General features: G+C 71.7%; 16 protein-coding genes and 2 pseudogenes. 10 read left to right on the top strand and 8 right to left on the bottom strand.

Going from position 1 to position 17,442, the window contains the following annotated elements; translation table 11 throughout:
• Window positions 1-42 precede the first annotated feature (42 nt).
• From OHB04_RS33840 to OHB04_RS33830, 3 genes are read right to left on the bottom strand one after another with little or no spacing between them, the layout of a single operon-like run.
• On the bottom strand, window positions 43-693 hold the full coding sequence (locus tag OHB04_RS33840; protein WP_326691441.1) for a TetR/AcrR family transcriptional regulator: 651 nt from the start codon (window positions 691-693) through the stop codon (window positions 43-45).
• A gap of 31 nt (window positions 694-724) precedes the next feature.
• Window positions 725-2,398 (bottom strand): AMP-binding protein, encoded by a 1,674-nt coding sequence (locus tag OHB04_RS33835; RefSeq protein ID WP_326808933.1) that lies wholly within the window; start codon window positions 2,396-2,398, stop codon window positions 725-727.
• Window positions 2,395-3,249, bottom strand: a complete 855-nt coding sequence (locus OHB04_RS33830; protein WP_326808932.1) for an SDR family oxidoreductase — start codon at window positions 3,247-3,249, stop codon at window positions 2,395-2,397. The genes OHB04_RS33835 and OHB04_RS33830 overlap by 4 nt, the downstream gene beginning before the upstream one ends.
• Before the next feature lie 397 nt (window positions 3,250-3,646).
• Between OHB04_RS33830 and OHB04_RS33825 the strand changes: the two genes are divergently transcribed.
• From OHB04_RS33825 to OHB04_RS33810, 4 genes and pseudogenes are all read left to right on the top strand, one after another.
• Window positions 3,647-4,204, top strand: a complete 558-nt coding sequence (locus OHB04_RS33825; protein ID WP_326691438.1) for a hypothetical protein — start codon at window positions 3,647-3,649, stop codon at window positions 4,202-4,204.
• 74 nt (window positions 4,205-4,278) lie between these two features.
• Window positions 4,279-4,554: pseudogene (locus OHB04_RS33820) on the top strand (hypothetical protein); the annotation flags it as partial.
• A 103-nt stretch (window positions 4,555-4,657) separates the two neighbouring features.
• Entirely contained in the window at window positions 4,658-4,909 is a 252-nt protein-coding gene (locus tag OHB04_RS33815) for an amidase family protein (protein WP_326691437.1), read from the top strand.
• 169 nt (window positions 4,910-5,078) lie between these two features.
• Entirely contained in the window at window positions 5,079-5,543 is a 465-nt protein-coding gene (locus tag OHB04_RS33810; protein ID WP_326691436.1) for a MaoC family dehydratase, read from the top strand.
• On the opposite strand, the gene OHB04_RS33805 is transcribed toward OHB04_RS33810, so the two are convergent.
• The 4 genes from OHB04_RS33805 to OHB04_RS33790 form a co-directional block, all read right to left on the bottom strand.
• On the bottom strand, window positions 5,534-6,160 hold the full coding sequence (locus tag OHB04_RS33805) for a TetR/AcrR family transcriptional regulator (RefSeq protein WP_326691435.1): 627 nt from the start codon (window positions 6,158-6,160) through the stop codon (window positions 5,534-5,536). The genes OHB04_RS33810 and OHB04_RS33805 overlap by 10 nt on opposite strands.
• Window positions 6,161-6,237: 77 nt before the next feature.
• Window positions 6,238-7,323 carry an alcohol dehydrogenase catalytic domain-containing protein gene (locus tag OHB04_RS33800; RefSeq protein WP_326808931.1) on the bottom strand — a complete coding sequence of 362 codons (1,086 nt, stop codon included), beginning with the start codon at window positions 7,321-7,323 and terminating at the stop codon, window positions 6,238-6,240.
• A gap of 35 nt (window positions 7,324-7,358) precedes the next feature.
• On the bottom strand, window positions 7,359-8,777 hold the full coding sequence (locus OHB04_RS33795) for an aldehyde dehydrogenase family protein (protein WP_326808930.1): 1,419 nt from the start codon (window positions 8,775-8,777) through the stop codon (window positions 7,359-7,361).
• A 65-nt stretch (window positions 8,778-8,842) separates the two neighbouring features.
• Entirely contained in the window at window positions 8,843-10,375 is a 1,533-nt protein-coding gene (locus tag OHB04_RS33790) for a CitMHS family transporter (RefSeq protein ID WP_326691432.1), read from the bottom strand.
• Window positions 10,376-10,688: 313 nt separating this feature from the next.
• Here OHB04_RS33790 and hmgA point away from each other — a divergent pair, with 313 nt between their 5' ends.
• Both hmgA and OHB04_RS33780 read left to right on the top strand, forming a co-directional pair.
• Window positions 10,689-12,035: a homogentisate 1,2-dioxygenase gene (gene hmgA / locus OHB04_RS33785; RefSeq protein ID WP_405807259.1), complete on the top strand. Its 1,347-nt coding sequence runs from the start codon at window positions 10,689-10,691 to the stop codon at window positions 12,033-12,035.
• Between the two features lie 2 nt (window positions 12,036-12,037).
• Window positions 12,038-12,796 (top strand): GntR family transcriptional regulator, encoded by a 759-nt coding sequence (locus tag OHB04_RS33780; RefSeq protein ID WP_326808929.1) that lies wholly within the window; start codon window positions 12,038-12,040, stop codon window positions 12,794-12,796.
• Between the two features lie 51 nt (window positions 12,797-12,847).
• On the opposite strand, the gene OHB04_RS33775 is transcribed toward OHB04_RS33780, so the two are convergent.
• Complete coding sequence (locus tag OHB04_RS33775) at window positions 12,848-13,114, bottom strand: hypothetical protein (protein WP_326691430.1); 267 nt, start codon at window positions 13,112-13,114, stop codon at window positions 12,848-12,850.
• A 497-nt stretch (window positions 13,115-13,611) separates the two neighbouring features.
• On the opposite strand from OHB04_RS33775, the gene OHB04_RS33770 reads away from it, so the two are divergent.
• The 4 genes and pseudogenes from OHB04_RS33770 to OHB04_RS33755 form a co-directional block, all read left to right on the top strand.
• Complete coding sequence (locus tag OHB04_RS33770; protein WP_326691429.1) at window positions 13,612-14,013, top strand: hypothetical protein; 402 nt, start codon at window positions 13,612-13,614, stop codon at window positions 14,011-14,013.
• Window positions 14,013-15,155, top strand: coding sequence for a GNAT family N-acetyltransferase (locus tag OHB04_RS33765; protein WP_326691428.1), 1,143 nt, complete (start codon window positions 14,013-14,015; stop codon window positions 15,153-15,155). Before OHB04_RS33770 ends, OHB04_RS33765 begins: the two co-directional genes overlap by 1 nt.
• 345 nt (window positions 15,156-15,500) lie before the next feature.
• Window positions 15,501-16,382 (top strand): glycosyltransferase family 2 protein, encoded by an 882-nt coding sequence (locus OHB04_RS33760; protein WP_326691427.1) that lies wholly within the window; start codon window positions 15,501-15,503, stop codon window positions 16,380-16,382.
• A gap of 71 nt (window positions 16,383-16,453) precedes the next feature.
• Window positions 16,454-17,359: pseudogene (locus OHB04_RS33755) on the top strand (glycosyltransferase family 2 protein); the annotation flags it as partial.
• Between the last annotated feature and the right edge of the window lie 83 nt (window positions 17,360-17,442).

Below are 17,442 nucleotides of genomic sequence, written 5' to 3'. Positions count from 1 at the left end.
AAGTCCCTTCCTGGAGCTACGGGCGGCGGGCTGGAGCCAGGGCTAGGGGCGCAGCGCGCGCAGCAGCAGGTCGGCGAGGTGTTCGGCGACCTCCTGCGGCGTGAGGCGCCCCCCGGGGCGGTACCAGCTGCTGAGGTGGTGCACGGAGCCGAAGTGGTAGTCGACCACCAGGTCGGCGGGGGTGGCGGTGCTGAAGACGCCGCTGTGCTGGCCCTCTTCCACGAGCGCGCGGAACCGCTCGTGGTAGCGGCGGCGCTCCGCGCGCACCTGCTTCTGCTTCTCCGGGGAGAGCTGGTGCATGGAACGGAAGAAAATCATGGCGTCGTCGAAGTTGTCGATGGTGGTGACGACGACATCGACGGCTGCCTCGTGGAGCCGCTGCTCAACGGGGGCCTCGCGGTCCGCGAACGCGTCGAGCCGCTCCGTCTGGAGGCGCAGCAGCCGCCCGTAGATCTCGTGCAGCAGGTCGTCCTTGGAGCCGAAGTAGTGGTAGAGCGCGCCCTTGGTGACGCCCGCCGCCTCGACGATCTCCTGGACGGACGTACGGTCGTAGCCCTGCTCGGCGAACAGGCGGGTGGCGGCGGCCAGCAGGCGCTGCGGCACGGGTGCCGGGGTGTCGCCCGAGCCGTCATGGCCCACCGTTCCCGCCGCGCCCCGATGCGCCGGACGTCCCGCACCGTCCCTGGCCGCCATGACTGCCACCTGCCTCTCGCTCATCGCTCGTTCACGCGCTTCCCCGGCGGGAACGCAGCTCCCGCCGCAAGATCTTCCCACTGGTGGTCTTGGGCAGGTCGGAGAGGATCTGGACCTCGCGCGGGTATTTGTAGGCCGCCAGCCGCTCCTCGCAGTGGGCGGCCAGTTCGTGCGGGGTCGCCCCGGTGCCCTCGCGCAGGCTGACGTAGGCCTTGACCGTCTCGCCCCGGTAGCTGTCGGGCACTCCGACGACGGCGGCCTCCCGGACGGCCGGGTGAGCGTAGAGCACGTCCTCGACCTCGCGGGGCCAGACCTTGAAGCCGGAGGCGTTGATCATGTCCTTCTTGCGGTCGACGACGTAGAGCCAGCCGTTCTCGTCCATGAATCCGATGTCGCCGGTGCGCAGTTCACCGCCGGGCAGGGCCGCGGCCGTCTCCTCGGGCCGGCGCCAGTAGCCGGGGACGACCTGCGGGCCGCGTACGGCGATCTCGCCGTGCGCGCCGAAGGGCACCGGCTCGCCCCGCTCGTCCAGGACCCGGACGACGGTGTCGGGTCCTGGCACGCCGACGGCCAGGGTGCCGGAGGCCGGGTCGACGGGCGCCTCCTTTCCGGGCGGCACCGAGGCGCAGGGGGCGGTGCACTCGGTCAGTCCGTAGCCGTTGCCGATGTAGGGGCCGAAGGCGGCGCGGAACTTCTCCACCAGCGCGGGCGGCAGCGGCGCCCCGCCCGAGGAGATGTGCGCGAACGAGGCGAAGTGCTCGCGGGTCACATCCGGGTGCGCGGCCAGCGCCATGAACGCCGTGGAGGGGCCGACGGTGTAGGCGGGCCGGTGCTCCAGGAAGGCGTCCAGGACGACGCCGGCCTCGAAGCGGTAGGCCAGCGCGAGCGTGCCCTTGTTGGCGATGGAGCCCGCGAGCTGGACGACCATGCCGGTGATGTGGAACAGCGGCGCCAGCGCGAAGACACACCCGCCCGCGGGCACCTGCCCGGCCATGTGCTGCCGCTCGGCGTTGAAGGCGATGTTCGCGTGGGTGTTCATGGCGCCCTTGGGGCTGCCGCTGGTGCCCGAGGTGTAGCTGATCAGCGCGATGTCGTCGGCGGTCGGCTCACGGCCCGCGGGCGCGGGACGGCCACCGCGCGCGGCGGCGAGCAGGTCCTCGGCGTCGTCGGCCGGCGCGGCGCGTTCGAAGCCCAGCACGCGCTGGTCGTCGCGCGTTTGCAGGTCCCGTTCGCAGGCGGTCAGCACGGTGTGCACCCCGGTTCCGGCGGCCGTCTCGCGCAGGTACGACTCCCAGGCCCGGTCGGAGCACACCAGCGCGGACACCCCGGCGTCCTTCAGGACGTGGGCTACCTCGCCACGCTTGTACATGGGGTTGACAGGCACGACCGTCGCGCCCGCCTTCCACGCACCGAGCAGCGCCAGCACGAAGTGCGGGGTGTTCTGGAGCATCAGCGCCACCCGGTCGCCGCGCTCCAGGCCGAGGGCCGCCAGGTGGGCCGCGATGCCGTCGCTCAGCGAGTCGGTCCCGGCGTAGGTGAGCCGCCCGTCGAAGTAGGCGAGCGCGGTGCGCTCGGGCACCTCGCGGGCCGCCTCGCGGAAGGCGTGCAGGATGGTCTCCGGCGGGGTGACGGGGGCGCGCTGGGCCGGGCTGAGCTGGGCGAGCCAGGGCTTGTCCTCGTACGTCAGGTGCGATGCGGCCGTCATGCGCGCCCCTCTCGCTCGCCTTCCCCGCTCTCCCCGCTCTCCCCGCTCTCCCCGCTCCCCCCGGTGCCTCTGCTGCCCCCGCTGCCGGGAGAGGTGCGGTGCTCGACCTTCTGCTGGAGGTGGTTCATGGCGCTGAGCCAGGTGTCGGGGTCGTCGGCGCGCGCGGAGTAGTGGCCCGCGGTGCTCGGGTGCGGGAGGACGAGGAAGCGCTCTTCGGCGAGCGCGGCGAACAGCGCGTCGGCGACGGCCTCCGGCGCGATGGCGCCGGGCTTGAGCACCACGTCCCCGGCCACACCGGTGCTCGCGAGCATGTCGGTGCGCACTCCCTCGGGGCAGATGGCGTGGACGTCGATGCCCCGGTGCCGGTAGGTGAGCGACATCCACTCGGCGAAGGCGAGCGCCGCGTGCTTGGTGACGCTGTAGGGCGCTGAACCGACCATGCTGAGCAGCCCGGCGGCAGAGACGGTGGAGACGAAGCGGCCCCGCCCGCGCTCCAGCCAGTGCGGGATCAGCTCCCGCGCGGCCCGCACGTGCGCCATGACGTTGAGGTCCCAGGCGGCGCCCCAGACCGCGTCCGGGGCCTCGGGGCCGCCCTCGGTGCCGATGCCGGCGTTGGCGCAGAAGGTGTCGACGGTGCCGCCGAGGGCCTCGCGTGCGACGGTCACGATGCCGGAGGCATCACCGGGGACGGCGACGCCGCCGATCTCCTCGGCGACCGCGCGGGCAGCGACCGGGTCGATGTCGTTGACGGCGACCCTGGCGCCCTCGGCCGCGAACCGGCGGGCGAGGGCCGCCCCTATGCCGCCGCCCGCACCTGTGACGACGACGGCGCTGTCGCGCAGTGACTCCATCCGCTGCCCCTTTGCCTGATCCGCTGGTCTCGATGATCTGCCGGCCGTGTTCGTTCCGCCGAGCAGACTAACCAGTCGGTATGTCGTGGCGGAAGGGGCGGGCCGCACCTTCCGCGGGCGTTCGGGAACGGCAGCGGGCGAGGGCTCGTTCCCCTGGTGTGTGCGGCGCGCGGCGTCGTGTACGCGTGACAGGCGGGTATCCCGGAAGCGGCTGCGGCCGATGGGACATACATGCGTCCTCTGGAGGAATAGAGGGCCACATCCGGGGTATTCCGCCACGCCATAGCAAGCTGCGCGCACCCCGCGCGAAAAAAGCATCGCCGGAGAGGGATCCAAAGCGAGGGGCTGTACGTCACATCCCCGACGACTCGGGTCCTCTCCGCCGGAGGTGGGATGATTGGCCGGTTTCAGAGCGCTCGCCCAACAAGTTCGTGACCCAGAGAGAGAGCCGTCCCAGCGTCGGCAGGCTCTCCGCAAATGCCTGGAGCGGTTCGCGCCATACGGCCACCGCGCCACGTGGCACCACCTGTGCCGCAACGCCGGGTTCCATCCCGACGACCGCGAGCCCGACCCCGCGCTGCTCGTCGCCGCGCTGGAGGAGCTGGAGGAGGCCCGCGCGGTCTGGCTCGTCTACGAATCCGAAGTGGCCGCGCGCCGCAGACGGGAGAAGCGCAAGGGGATCAGACAGCCCACAGCGCTCGACGAGTGGCACCGCATGACATGGGGCGGCAGGTCGCTGATGCGCTGCGATCCCGCCCAGCCGCCCACGCCGAGGCTGGCCGAGGTGCTGCGCCGCATGATCAAGGTGATGGACGCGGAGGACGCGTGTACGTCCCGCCGTGAGGTCCGCACGGAAGTGCGCACCGACACCGGCAGGCGCGAGGCGCGCAACGCGCACCGCCAGAAAGGGAGTTCCCGGCTGGGCTGGGGAGCCGCACTCCCCTCCCAGGGCTGACCTGACCTCGCGCCGGATCCACGGCCCGCGACCAAGGCCTGGGGCCGGCGCCCCGCCGGGGTGCCGGTGCGAGGATGCGCCGTACGACCGGTCGAGGCCCGCACGGGCGCGAGGGAGTGGACGGCACGATGGGGAAGTCCCAACTGCACGATCTGACGGCGACCGAGCAGGCGGCAGCGGTACGGGCGGGCACCGTCTCACCCGTGGAGCTGACCGAGCACTGTCTGGACCGGATGGACCAGCTCGACGCCGAAGTGGGCGCTTTCCTCACCGTCACGCCCGAACTGGCGCGCCGACAGGCCGCGGCGGCTGAGCGCGAGGCGCTGGCCGCGCGCCGTGAGGGACGGCCGCTGCCCGTGCTGCACGGCGTTCCGGTGCCGGTCAAGGACCTCAACAACGTCGCGGGCGTCCGACGCGATCCTCTCCCCCACCCTGGCCCAGCCCCCGCGGCCGGTGGGCGGCCTGCGCGACGACGCCGACCCGCGCGCCGAGTTCGAGGCGAGCAGCCGCTTCACCCCGTTCACGCCGCTGTACAACGCGACGGGCCAGCCCGCGGTCTCCCTGCCCCTGCACTGGAGCCCGGAGGGCCTGCCCATCGGCGTGATGCTGGGCGGACGCTACGGCGAGGACAGCCTGTTGCTGTCCTTGTCGGCGCAGCTGGAGGCGGCCCGGCCGTGGCACGCGCGGCGGCCCGCCCTGTGGTGACGGCTGGCGCCGGAGGGGCCGGGGCTGGCATGCTGACAGCCGAGCGAGACTGAGCAATCGCTTATTCGGCACCGATGCATCAGGCACAACGCATTCGGCGGCAAGGCATTCGACACCAAGGCATCCCGCCCGCACAGGGCGGGCGCATACCGCGTGGGAGGTTGTTCGCATGGCGGAACCCCGGGTCTTCACCTCGGCCGATGAGCTGCGCGAGGCCATCGGCCAGGAACTGGGCACCAGCGACTGGCTGGAGATCGACCAAAAGCGGATCGACCTCTTCGCCGAGGCCACGGGCGACCACCAGTGGATCCATGTCGACCCGGCACGGGCCGCGGAGGGTCCCTTCGGCACCACCATCGCGCACGGCTATCTGACGCTGTCCCTGCTGCCCGCCCTCGTCCCGCAGATCATGCGCGTCGAGGGCATGCGGATGGGCGTCAACTACGGCGTGAACAAGGTCCGCTTCCCCTCCCCCGTGCCCGTCGGCTCCCGGCTGCGCGCCCGCGCGACGCTGGCCGACGTCACGACGGCCTCCGACGGAGGCGTGCAGGTCACCGCGCAGGTGAGCGTCGAGAGCGAGGGCGGGAGCAAGCCGGTGTGCGTGGTGGAGAGCCTGAGCCGCTACTACTGGTAGCCGCCGCTCTCGTCCCGGCAGCCCGCCATGCGCAGGGCGAGACCGGCGTACAGCTCGCCGATCTCGTCCGGCGTCCTGCGGCCCTCCGGGCTGAACCAGCGGGCCACGTCGATGCACAGCGACATCACGGCCAGCGTCGTGCCCCGGATGTCCTCGACCGCGAACTGACCCGCGGCCACGCCCTCCTGGAGCACCTCGCGCAGGATCTCCTCGCTGCGGCGGCGCAGCGCCACGATCTCCGTGTAGTGCTCCTCGCCCAGCGCCGCCAGCTCGTACTGCACCACGCGGGCCGTGGTGTGGTACTCGGCGTGCCAGCGGACGAAGGCGCGGACGGCGCGGGCGAGGCGCTCGGCGCTGTCCGCCGCGCCCGCGACGGCCTCCTCCAGCACCGCGACGGACCGCTCGTGCCCCACCTTGCTGATGTGGAAGAGCAGCTCTTCCTTGGTCTTGTAGTGGATGTAGAGCGCAGCCGGGCTCATTCCGGCGCGGCCGGCGATATCGCGGGTGGTCGTCGCGTGGAAGCCGCGCTCGGCGAACGCCTGGACGGCGCCCAGGAGCAGCCTGCGTGCGGCGTCCGGGGTGACACCCCCGAACGACTCATCGGTCTCGACCGTCATCCCGTCACCTTACCTTGCGACTGAGCGCCCGCTTAGCCGTCCTGGAATGCCGGTCACGGCACTAGGCGGGGAGGGGCTCAGAACACCACCAACGTGCGGCCCCCACGGCCCGCGCGCATGGCCTCGAACGCGCCCTCGACGCCCGCCAAGGGCACCCTCTCGGTCACGAGCGCCCCCAGATTCAGCCGCCCCTCCCGCACATGCTCCGCGAGCACGGGAACATCGTGTGCGGGGTCCGAATCGCCGTAGACACAGCCGCGCAGCGTCCGCGCGAAGTGGAAGACCTCCAGCGCGGAGAAGGACACCCGGTCGTCCTTGCCGCCGATGCCCACGACGGTCGTGCGCCCACCCCGCCGGGTGGAATCCCAGGCCGCGCGGACCGACTCCGCGCGGCCCACGCACTCGACGGCCACGTCCGCGCCGAACCCGCCCTCGGTGAGCGCCCGCACGGACTTGGCCGTCCTCTCGGAGGCGACGACGTAGTCCGTCGCTCCGGCCGACCGCGCCAGCCCCTCCTTCTCCTCGGTGACGTCCACCGCGATGATCTGCCCGGCCCCGGCCAGCCGCGCGGACTGGAGCGTCGCGAGGCCGACCCCGCCGACGCCGTGGACGACGACGGACTCGCCGGGCCGCACCTGGGCGCTGTGGTGCACGGCGCCGTAGCCGGTGAGCATCGCGCAGCCCAGCAGCGCGGCGTCCTCCAGCGGCACTCCGTCCGGCAGCGCGAGGACCGCGCGCTCGGGGACGACCGTCTCCTCGGCGAAGGCCGCCACGCTCAGTCCGGGGTAGAGCCCGTCGCCGCTGCGGGTGCTGGCGTAGGGGACGGTCGTCGCCTCGTTGGCGCGGGTGCACAGCCAGGGCTCGGACAGCCGCGCGCAGAAGTGGCACTCGCCGCAGGAGGGCGCCCAGTTGAGGACGACGCGGTCGCCGGGCCTCGCCGCCGTGACGCCCTCGCCGACGGCGACGACCGTGCCGGCTCCCTCGTGACCGAGCACCGCGGGGACGGGCTGGCGCAGGGTGCCGTTGGCGAGGGAGAGGTCGGAGTGGCAGACCCCGGCGGCGGCCAGCCGCACCCGCACCTGGCCGGGGCCCGGCTCGGGAAGCGTGATCGAGGTGACTTCCAGCGGTGCCGAGACGGCGGGCAGTACGGCTGCGCGGACCATTGGGGGCTCCAAGGGGGACACGAAGGGAGCGGGGCTCAGAACTGGAGGGACTTGGTCTGGAGGTACTCCTCCAGACCGTGGGTGCCCAGCTCGCGCCCGACGCCGGACTGCTTGTAGCCGCCGAACGGTGCGAGGGGGTTGAAGCGTCCGCCGTTGATGTCGACCTGGCCGGTCTCCATCCGGCGCGCGAAGGCGACCGCCTCGTCCTCGTCCTCGGACCACACCGCGCCCGCGAGTCCGTAGACGGTGCCGTTGGCGATGCGCAGCGCGTCCTCGGTGTCCTGGTACTTCAGGATGGACAGGACGGGGCCGAAGATCTCCTCCTGCGCGATGGTCATCTCCGGTGTGACGTCGGCGAAGACAGTGGGGCGTACGTAGTGCCCGCTCTCGTGGCCCTCGGGCGGCTCGGTGCCGCCGGTGACGAGGCGGGCGCCCTCCTCCTGGCCGCGCGCGATGTAGCCCGTGACGCGCTCGTGCTGCTTGGCGTTGACGAGGGGCCCGACGCGGGTGGCCTCGTCCCGGGGGTCGCCGGTGACGTACTTGGCGGTGGCCTCGGCGGCGAGCCGTACGGCCTCGTCGTAGCGGCCGGCGTCCACCAGCATCCGGGTCCAGGCGCTGCACGTCTGGCCGGAGTTGGACATCACGTTGGCGACGCCCACCTTGACGGCCTTGGCCAGGTCGGCGCCGGGCAGGATCACGTTCGCGGACTTGCCGCCGAGTTCGAGCGCGACGCGCTTGACGCCGCCCGCCGCCACGGCTGCCACGCGGCGGCCGACGGCGGTGGAGCCGGTGAAGGACAGCAGGTCGATGCCCTCGTGCTCGGCCAGGGCCTGCCCGGCCACCGGTCCGAGCCCGGTGACGAGGTTGAACACCCCGGCGGGCACGCCCGCTTCGTGTACGGCCTCGGCGAACAGCTGGGCGACCAGCGGGGTGTCCTCGGCGGGCTTGAGGACGACGGTGCAGCCCGCGGCCAGCGCGGGCGCGGCCTTGGCGACGATCTGGTGAAGCGGGTAGTTCCAGGGCGTGATGGCGCCGACGACCCCGACGGGCTCGCGCAGCACCCGCGAGTTGCCGATCTCCTCCTCGAAGGTGAACTCCGCGGCCAGTTCGGCGTAGCTGCCGCACACCGCGATCGGCGCGGCGGCGTGCACCTTCCGCGACAGGCCGAGCGGCGAGCCGAGTTCGCCGGTGACGGTCTCGGCGATCTCGTCGCGGCGGGCGATGAGGATCTCCTGGAGCGCGCCGAGGCGGGCGGCCCGCTCGGTGGAGGGCGTGGCCGCCCAGCCGGGGAAGGCGGCACGGGCGGCGCGTACGGCCGCGTCGATGTCCTCGCCGTCGCCGGCCGGGACGGTCGCCAGGGCCGTTCCGTCCGCGGGGTTGGTGACCTCGATCGTGCCGGTGCCCCGCGCGGGGCACCACGCGCCGTCGATGTACATGCCGTCGTGTGCCTTCATGGGGGCAAACCTACTGTCGGGTCATCAAGGGTGTCAGCACGGCGTCGAGGTGCGGTGGATCTCACTCACAGGATGCCGAACAACAGCCCCGCGCCGAGGACGACGAGCGAGGTGAGCGTGGCCCACTTGACGGTGAACCTGGTGTGGTCGCCGAATTCGACCTTGGCCATCCCGATGAGGACATAGACGGCGGGGACCAGCGGGCTCGACATGTGGAGCACCTGTCCGACGAGCGAGGCGCGGGCGATCTCGACGGCGCTGACGCCGTGCGCGCCGCCCGCCTCGGCGAGGATCGGCACGATGCCGAAGTAGAAGCCGTCGTTGGACATGAAGTACGTGAAGGGAATGCTGAGTACCGCGGTCACGACGCTCATGTAGGGGCCGAGGCCGTCGGGCAGCGCGCTGACGAGGTTGCGGGCCATGTCCTCGACCATGCCGGTGCCGGTCAGGACGCCGGTGAAGACGGCGGCGGCGAAGACCATCCCGGAGACGTTCAGGACGTTGTCGGCGTGCGCGGCGATCCGGGCCTTCTGGTCCTTCATGTGCGGGAAGTTGACGGTGAGCGCGATGGCGGCGCCGAGCAGGAAGAGCACCGGGATCGGCAGCAGCTGGGTGATCAGCGTCGTCAGCAGGGCCACCGTCAGCGCGGCGTTGAACCAGAACAGCTTGGGGCGCAGGGTGGCGCGGTGCGGGTCGAGCCCGCCGGCTTCACCGGCCGGGTCCTCGACGGCTCGCCCGTGCGGACCGCCTGCCGCGCGCTCGTCCGGGCCGTCCGTGACGCCGTCTCCGGCGCCGCCCGCGCTCCGGGGAGCGGGGATCCCGCCGGGCAGTGCGTCACTGCCGCCGCGCGCACCCGCCGTACGGCCGCCGGCACCCGCCAAGGCGGCCTCCCGCTCGGTCTCCTCCGCTGCTTCCGCCTTCCGGAGGATCCGCCCGGACTCCTCGCCCGCTCCCTCGGAGCCTTCGGGCCCGTCGAGCGTCAGCGTGCCCAGCCGTTTGCGCTCGCGCAGGCCCAGGATCCAGGCCAGGAAGAAGACGAAGACCAGCCCGCAGGCCAGCGCCGGGATCATCGGGACGAAGACGTCGCTGGGGTCGAGCTTGAGCGCGGTCGCCACCCGGGCGGTGGGGCCGCCCCACGGCACGGTGTTCATGACGCCGTTCGCGGTGGCCGCGATGCCCGTCATCACCAGCACGCTCATCTTCAGCCTGCGGTAGAGCGGCAGCATCGCGGAGACGGTGATCATGAACGTGGTGGAGCCGTCGCCGTCCAGCGAGACCACCGCGGCGAGCACGGCCGTGCCGATCACCACGCGCATCGGGTCGGCCTTGCAGAAGCGCAGGATGCCCCGGACGATCGGGTCGAAGAGGCCGACGTCGATCATCACGCCGAAATAGATGATGGCGAACATCAGCATCGCCGCCGTCGGCGCGAGCTCCCCGATGCCCTTGAGGACGTAGTCCCCGAGGCTGGTGGCCTGCCCCGCCAGGACGCAGAAGAGCGCGGGAATGAGGACCAGGGCCGCCAGGGGCGACATCCGCTTCATCATGATCAGCGTCAGAAATGTCGCGATCATGAGGAAGCCGAGAAGAGTGAGCATGGGGATCTACCTCTGCGTTCGCCGTTGAACTCCGCCCCCCGTGTGCGGCGGTCCGGATGACCGTAGGCGCCCCCCGAAGGCCGCCACAAGACGTCCAGCCGTGAACAATATGAGCAAAACCCCAGCTCAGCGCGGTGTCACCGCGCGGCTCCGCACTGCACGGGCACCGGCTCCCCGCCCCACGCGGGTCGGCTCCCCCCTGCGCGCGCGTTGCTTCGTTGACGGAGGCAACAACTATTCCTATGGTCCTGCACAGGAATCCTTTATGCGGCGGGAGTTGGCGATGGGCCAGGGCACCAACAGCACGAGCGCCATGGAGCAGGGGACACGGGAGCGGGCACGCAAGGCGGCGGAGGGACTCACTCACCTGTCGGGATTCGGCAACGAGCACAGCAGCGAGGCCGTCCCAGGAGCGCTCCCGGTGGGCCGCAACGCCCCGCAGCGCGCCCCCCTGGGCCTGTACGCGGAGCAGCTGAGCGGCAGCGCCTTCACCGAGCCGCGCGCCCGCAACCGCCGCTCATGGCTGTACCGCATCCGCCCCTCGGCGGCGCACCCGCGCTTCGTACGGGCCGACAACGGCTCCTTGGCCGCCGCCCCGTTCACCGGCACCGAGCCCGACCCCAACCGGCTGCGCTGGGGCCCCCTGCCCGAGCCCCCGGCCGGCACCGATTTCCTCGCCGGGCTGTGGACCCTGGGCGGCAACGGCGATGTCACCCAGCGCACGGGTATGGCCGTGCACCTGTACGTGGCCGATGCCGCGATGACCGACCGGGTCTTCAGCGACGCGGACGGCGAGCTGCTGATCGTCCCGGAGCACGGCGGGCTGCTGCTGCGCACCGAGTTCGGGCTGCTGCGCGCGGAGCCGGGCCAGGTGGCGCTGATCCCGCGCGGGGTGCGCTTCCGCGTGGAGCTGCTGGAGGAGTCGGCGCGCGGCTACGTCTGCGAGAACTACGGCAGCCCCTTCGTCCTCCCCGACCTGGGCCCCATCGGTGCCAACGGGCTGGCCAACGCCCGCGACTTCCTGGCCCCGACAGCCGCCTACGAGGAGGTGGACCGCCCGGTGGAGGTGGTCAGCAAGTACTGCGGAAACCTCTGGAAGGCCGTCTACGACCACTCGCCGCTGGACGTGGTCGCCTGGCACGGCAACCACGTGCCCTACGTCTACGACCTGCGGCGCTTCAATGTGCTCGGCAGCATCAGCTACGACCACCCGGACCCCTCGATCTTCACGGTCCTCACCTCGCCCTCGGACACCCCGGGGCTGGCGGGCGTGGACTTCGTGGTCTTCGCGCCCCGCTGGCTGGTCGGCGAGGACACCTTCCGCCCGCCGTACTTCCACCGGAACGTGATGAGCGAGTACATGGGCCTGATCGAGGGTGCCTATGATGCCAAGGCCGGTGGCGAGGGAGGGTTCGTTCCCGGTGGGGGCTCGCTGCACAACATGATGTCGGCGCACGGGCCCGACAGGGAGACCTTCGAGCGGGCCTCGGCGGCCGAACTGGCGCCGCAGAAGATCGACGACGGACTCGCCTTCATGTTCGAGACACGCTGGCCCGTCTCCCTCACCAAGCAGGCCCTCGCCGCCGAGCACCTCCAGTCCGACTACGACGCGGTGTGGCAGGGGCTTGAGCGTCATTTCGAGCGGCCCCAGCGGAGGTGACTTTGTCCCTGTTCACACCGGATCCGGTCGAGCTGAACCGGAAGCTCCCGCTCTGGTATCAGGTGTCCCAGTCTCTGCGCGCGTCCATACTCGGGCGCCCCACCGGGGCTCCCGACCGGCTGCCGCCGGAGGACCAGTTGGCGGGGCACTACGGGGTGAGCGTCTTGACCATGCGCCAGGCCCTCAAGGAGCTGGAGTCGGAAGGGCTGATCAGCCGGCACCGCAGGCGCGGCACCTTCATCGAGCCGGACGTGCGCCGCGCGCGTCCGGTGCGGCTGCTGGGCTCGGTCGACACGATCGTGGCCCAGCAGTCCGGGGAGCCGACCACCTTGCTGGGGTACGGACCCGAGCCGGTGCCCGCCGAGCTGGCCGGGCACTTCCCCGGGGAGCCCGAGGCGGTGGCCTACCGCAGGCTGCGCCGGGACAAGGAGAGCGGGGAGCCGACCAACTGGGCGGTGAACCTCATCCGTTCAGATGTGGCGAAACTCATCGACCCGGAGGACCTGCGGCGCGGCTGGCCGATGACCAAGGTGCTGAGGGACGGGGTGGGGGTGCGCATCAGCCGGATCACCGACACGGTCGAGGCGCGGCTGGCCGAGCCGGAGACCGCCCGGCTGCTGGAAGTGCCGCTGCTGAGCCCGATCCTGCACTACACGGGGGTGACCTACGACGGGGAGGGCCAGGTGGTGGATGTCGTACGCATCCGGTATCGGGGGGATCGCTTCGCCTTCTCCGTCACGCTGGAGAACGTGACGGACTGAAGCAGACCGAACGGCCGCCGGGACCGTCCCCTCACAGTCCGGCGGCCGGATTCAGCCGCGTCCGCCGAAGATCGTCCGGCGCAGCTTGCGCAGCGGTGCGAACAGCGAAACGCGCGCGCTCCGGCTCTTCGTCCGGCTCCGTGTGGCGTCGCGCTGTGTGATCTCTCGCATCAGCGTCGTCGCCTCCTCCGTCTCGACCTGCGGGACGGCGGGCCCGGCGAGCACGGAGAGATGCCGGTCGAGACGCGAACTTGTCGCGCTCGTACCGCATTTGATCGCAGGCACTCGCGCCCTGCTGCTCACTGTTATCTGTTCCATGTCACTCCCCACCCGTACGAGGGCACCCGCTCCGGGCAGAGTAACCCTATCTCCCGACTACGACACGCGTGTATCCCGGTCACGGGATTCACCTGCCCCACAAGCCCGTTGACGAACACCGTACGAGGAGACAGCATGCGGCGCACGTTCGGGGTACGGGGCAAGAACGGACATAAACCCCCCGGATCGGGGTTGTATCCGAGGTGTGACCGAAGGACGGCCGTCGACCCGTCATGTGTCGGCCACAGTCCCGGCGGGCGCTTGACGCCCTCGTGCGGCTACGTCAGATTGAATACGCGATATGCGCATCCTGCGCTTCGGGGGCATTCCGGGGGGGATCAGCCGCCATGCAGATCACGCAGCTCATCCAGCGCTCACGTGATATTTCCGCACCATCCGCACAAAAAGAGCAATCCGCGCCGTCCGCGCCACCGTCAGGGACCGCCCCGTCCGCACCTCCAACAGAGACCGCCCCGTCCGCGTCGCCGCAAGAGCCGGTGCCGCGCGCGCCGTCCGGGCACGAGGGCGCCGAGGGCGGCGAGGATTCGTGGGCGCTCCTCGCCGGTGCGGCCGTGGCCGTCGGAGGCGTGGGGGCGCTGCTGGCGCTCGCCGATGTCGACTCGGTCCTGCGTGCCCCCTTCACGCTGTTCTTCCTGCTGGTGGCCCCGGCGGCGGCCATCGCCGCGGCGCTGCCCCGGCTCGATCCGCTCAGCCGCACCGTCATCGCGGTCATCGGCGCCATGGCCGTCGACCTGCTGGTGGCCGAGGTGATGATCGCGGCCCGGCTGTGGTCCTCGCGCGGCGGGGTGCTGGCGATCGGGGCGCTGAGCGTGGCCGTACTGCTGGTGTCGCTGGCCCGGCACCGGGGCACCGGCGGCCGAATGAACCGGGGCGGCTGATGGACATCCAGGTGTGCCGGCCGGGAGAGCTGACCGCGGCAGACCGGGCGACGTGGACCTCGTTGCAGGCCAAGGCCCATCTGCACGGCGCACCTCAGCTGGCGAACCCGTTCCTGTCGCCCGAGTTCACGCTCGCGCTGGGCCGCTGCCGCTCCGGGGTGCGCATCGCCGTCGTGCGGGAGGGCGACGGGGAGCCAGCCGCCTTCCTGCCCTTCCAACGCGGTCCGCTGGGCGTGGGCCGTGCGGTGGGGCTGGGGCTCTCGGACTGCCAGGGCGTCGTGCACCGGCCGGGCTTCGAGTGGGACCCCGCCGAGCTGCTGCGCGCCTGCGGGCTCGCGATGTGGGAGTTCGACCACCTCGCCGAAGGCCAGCCGGGACTGGCCGCCGGGATCTCCGGCTCGTACGCCTCGCCGGTGATCGGTCTGGACCAGGGCTTCGAGGCGTACCTGGCGCAACTGCGCGCCCGCTCCCCCAAATTCGTGCGCACCCTCCGCTACAAGGAGCGCAAGATGGGGCGCACCGCCGGCGCCGTGCGCTATGTGCACGACGAGCGCGACCCGGCGATGCTGAGCACTCTCATGGCGTGGAAGTCCGCGCAGTACCGCCGCACGGGGCGCAGCGACCGCTTCGCGCGGGCCTGGATCGTACGGTTGGCCGAGCACCTCTTCCACAGCCGCACCGACCGCTTCGCCGGGCAGCTCTCGGTGCTCTACGCCGGTGACAGGCCCGCGGCGGCGCACTTCGGGTTGCGCAGCGACCGGGTGCACACCTGCTGGTTCCCCGCCTACGACCCGGAGTTCGCGCGCTTTTCCCCCGGGCTGGTCATGCATCTGCTGATGGCCGAGGGCGCGGCGGCCGACGGGGTCTCGTACGTGGATCTGGGACGGGGTCACAAGGAGTACAAGGACCTGCTCAAGACCCGGGAGGTCACGGTGCACGAGGGGTGGGTGACCCGGCGCCATCCGGTGGCGCTCGGCCACCGCGCGCGCCGTGCGCCCGTGCGCGCGCTTCGAAACGCGGTGCTCGCCAGGCCGGAGCTGTTCGAGCCCGCGGACAGGCTGCTCAAAGCGGCGGGATCGCTGCGTTCGGCCGGAAAGAACGAGAAGACCTCGGCGGACGGGCCAAGGGAGGTGGGGTCGTAATCCGATAGCGAATCGGGAATCATTTCCCGGGTATTGCTATGGGTGACCAATAATCAATACCGTCTTACATCCACCCGCATCACCCCACACCAGTGGGGACCGCCGCCGACGGCTTCAGGGGAGGGCCAGGAACGTCGGGGACGGAGGGGTGCGGGGCGCGGTTGGGGGGTGCCGTTGCCCGGAATGCCGTACGCCTTGAGGGGGGCGGCGACGCCGGGATACGGGCCGCGCGGGAAGTGACGTATGCCAGCGCTCCGCACCATGGAGCAAACCCCCCTTTCGAACCGGACACGTGCAGGACCACCGGGCTTCGCCGCGGTCCACCGGACGAGAGGGAACAGACTCATGACGTTTGTCGTGCGGCCATTATTCGAAAAGGCGTCCGGAAAGGGGCCCGAGGAGGACCCCGGAAAAGCGCCCGAGAATACTTCCGGAACAGCGCTCGAACGGGAATCCGAAGAAACCCGGCACATCTATCGCGCGGTCTCCTCACACCTGGCGATCACGCCACTCGTCAGCGTCGTCATCCCGGCGATGAACGAGGCCGAGAACCTTCCGTACGTCTTCAAGTCCCTGCCCGAGTGGATCCACGAGGTGGTGCTGGTCGACGGCGATTCCACGGACGACACGGTCGAGGTCGCGCGCGAGCTGTGGCCGGACGTCAAGGTCGTCGAGCAGCTCGGCAAGGGCAAGGGGGACGCGCTGATCAGCGGGTTCGCCGCCTGCACGGGCGAGATCGTGGTCATGGTGGACGCGGACGGCTCGGCCGACGGCGCGGAGATCGTCAGCTATGTGTCGGCGCTGGTGGGCGGCGCCGACTTCGCCAAGGGCTCGCGCTTTTCCAACGGCGGCGGCACCGACGACATGACGCCGGTGCGCAAGCTGGGAAACCGCGTGCTCACCAGCCTCGTCAACCGCAAGTTCGGCGCCCGCTACACCGACCTGTGCTACGGCTACAACGCCTTCTGGCGGCACTGCCTGGACCACATCGAGCTGGACTGCGCCGGCTTCGAGGTCGAGACGCTGATGAACATCCGGGTGGTGCGCGCGGGGCTGCGGGTACAGGAGATACCGAGCCACGAGTACGAGCGCATCCACGGCGTCAGCAATCTGCGCGCGGTCCGCGACGGGCTGCGCGTCCTGCGGGTGATCCTGCGCGAGCGTGGCGGCAGACGCGGTACGACACCCGTGGCGGTGCGTGCCGCCACACTGCGGGAGGGGTTGTGACGAAGCACCGGCCGGCCGGTCCCGCGGGGACCTCGGCGGCCGAGGGCGCCGGCGCGCTCTCGGTGTCCGTGGTGATCTGCGCCTACACCGTGGACCGCTGGGACGACACGCTCGCCGCCGTCGCCTCGGTGCGGGCGCAGTCGTACCCGGCCGCCGAGATTCTGCTGGTCGTCGACCACAACCCGGCGCTGCTGACCCGGCTCACTGCCGTGTACACCACCGTGCCCGGGGTGCGGGTGCTGGCCAACGCCGGTCCGCGCGGGCTGTCGGCGGGGCGCAACACCGGAATCGTCGCGTCCAAGGGCGAGATCATCGCCTTCCTCGACGACGACGCGGTGGCCGAACGTCACTGGCTGCGGCACTTCGTGCGGGCCTACGAGGATCCCCTCGTGCTGGCCGTCGGCGGCAGGACCGAGCCGGTCTGGGCCTCCGGCCGCCGCCCGGCGTGGTTCCCCGAGGAGTTCGACTGGGTGGTCGGCTGTATGTACCGGGGCCACCCGCCGGGGCAGGTGCGGGTACGCAATGTGCTGGGCGGCAACGCCTCGTTCCGGCGTACCGCCTTCGACGCCGTCGGCGGCTTCGCCACCGGCATCGGCCGCGACGGCGACCGGCTGCCCCTCGGGTGCGAGGAGACGGAGCTGTGCATCCGGCTGGGGCAGGCCCGCAAGGACGCGGTGCTGCTCATCGACGACCGTGCCGTCATCCACCACCAGGTGCCCGCCTCCCGCGAGCGGCTGGGCTATCTGCGCACCCGCGCCTTCGCCGAGGGCGTCTCCAAGGCGCACATCTCGCGCCTGGTGGGCGCGCAGGACGGGCTGCGGACCGAACGGGCCTACGTCCTGCGCGCTTTGACCTCCGGAGTCGCCCGGGGCGCGGCCGACTTCCTGCGCGGCCGTCCCGGGGGCGCGGGCCGCGCGGGCGCGATCGTCCTCGGAACGGGAGCGGCGGCTGCCGGGTACGCGGCGGAGTCGCTGCGCGGAAGCGCCAAGGTCCCGGCTGCCCTGACAGCGGCCGGGAGCGGCAGGGCCCCGGCCCTGACAGCGGCGAGGACCGGCCGGCC

Origin of the sequence: Streptomyces sp. NBC_01775 (assembly GCF_035917675.1) — a bacterium.
Taxonomy (GTDB): Bacteria; Actinomycetota; Actinomycetes; order Streptomycetales; family Streptomycetaceae; genus Streptomyces.
Note: the sequence above shows the minus strand (reverse complement) of the source record. Positions and strands in the feature narration are given on the sequence as shown.

Excerpts from the sequence above, each read along its gene's own strand:
- OHB04_RS33840 (WP_326691441.1), bottom strand. The coding sequence starts at position 693 with ATGGCGGCCAGGGACGGTGCGGGACGTCCGGCGCATCGGGGCGCGGCG.
- OHB04_RS33835 (WP_326808933.1), bottom strand. The coding sequence starts at position 2,398 with ATGACGGCCGCATCGCACCTGACGTACGAGGACAAGCCCTGGCTCGCC.
- OHB04_RS33830 (WP_326808932.1), bottom strand. The coding sequence starts at position 3,249 with ATGGAGTCACTGCGCGACAGCGCCGTCGTCGTCACAGGTGCGGGCGGC.
- OHB04_RS33810 (WP_326691436.1), top strand. The coding sequence starts at position 5,079 with ATGGCGGAACCCCGGGTCTTCACCTCGGCCGATGAGCTGCGCGAGGCC.
- OHB04_RS33805 (WP_326691435.1), bottom strand. The coding sequence starts at position 6,160 with ATGACGGTCGAGACCGATGAGTCGTTCGGGGGTGTCACCCCGGACGCC.
- OHB04_RS33800 (WP_326808931.1), bottom strand. The coding sequence starts at position 7,323 with ATGGTCCGCGCAGCCGTACTGCCCGCCGTCTCGGCACCGCTGGAAGTC.
- OHB04_RS33795 (WP_326808930.1), bottom strand. The coding sequence starts at position 8,777 with ATGAAGGCACACGACGGCATGTACATCGACGGCGCGTGGTGCCCCGCG.
- OHB04_RS33790 (WP_326691432.1), bottom strand. The coding sequence starts at position 10,375 with ATGCTCACTCTTCTCGGCTTCCTCATGATCGCGACATTTCTGACGCTG.
- hmgA (WP_405807259.1), top strand. The coding sequence starts at position 10,689 with ATGGAGCAGGGGACACGGGAGCGGGCACGCAAGGCGGCGGAGGGACTC.
- OHB04_RS33775 (WP_326691430.1), bottom strand. The coding sequence starts at position 13,114 with ATGGAACAGATAACAGTGAGCAGCAGGGCGCGAGTGCCTGCGATCAAA.
- OHB04_RS33765 (WP_326691428.1), top strand. The coding sequence starts at position 14,013 with ATGGACATCCAGGTGTGCCGGCCGGGAGAGCTGACCGCGGCAGACCGG.
- OHB04_RS33760 (WP_326691427.1), top strand. The coding sequence starts at position 15,501 with ATGACGTTTGTCGTGCGGCCATTATTCGAAAAGGCGTCCGGAAAGGGG.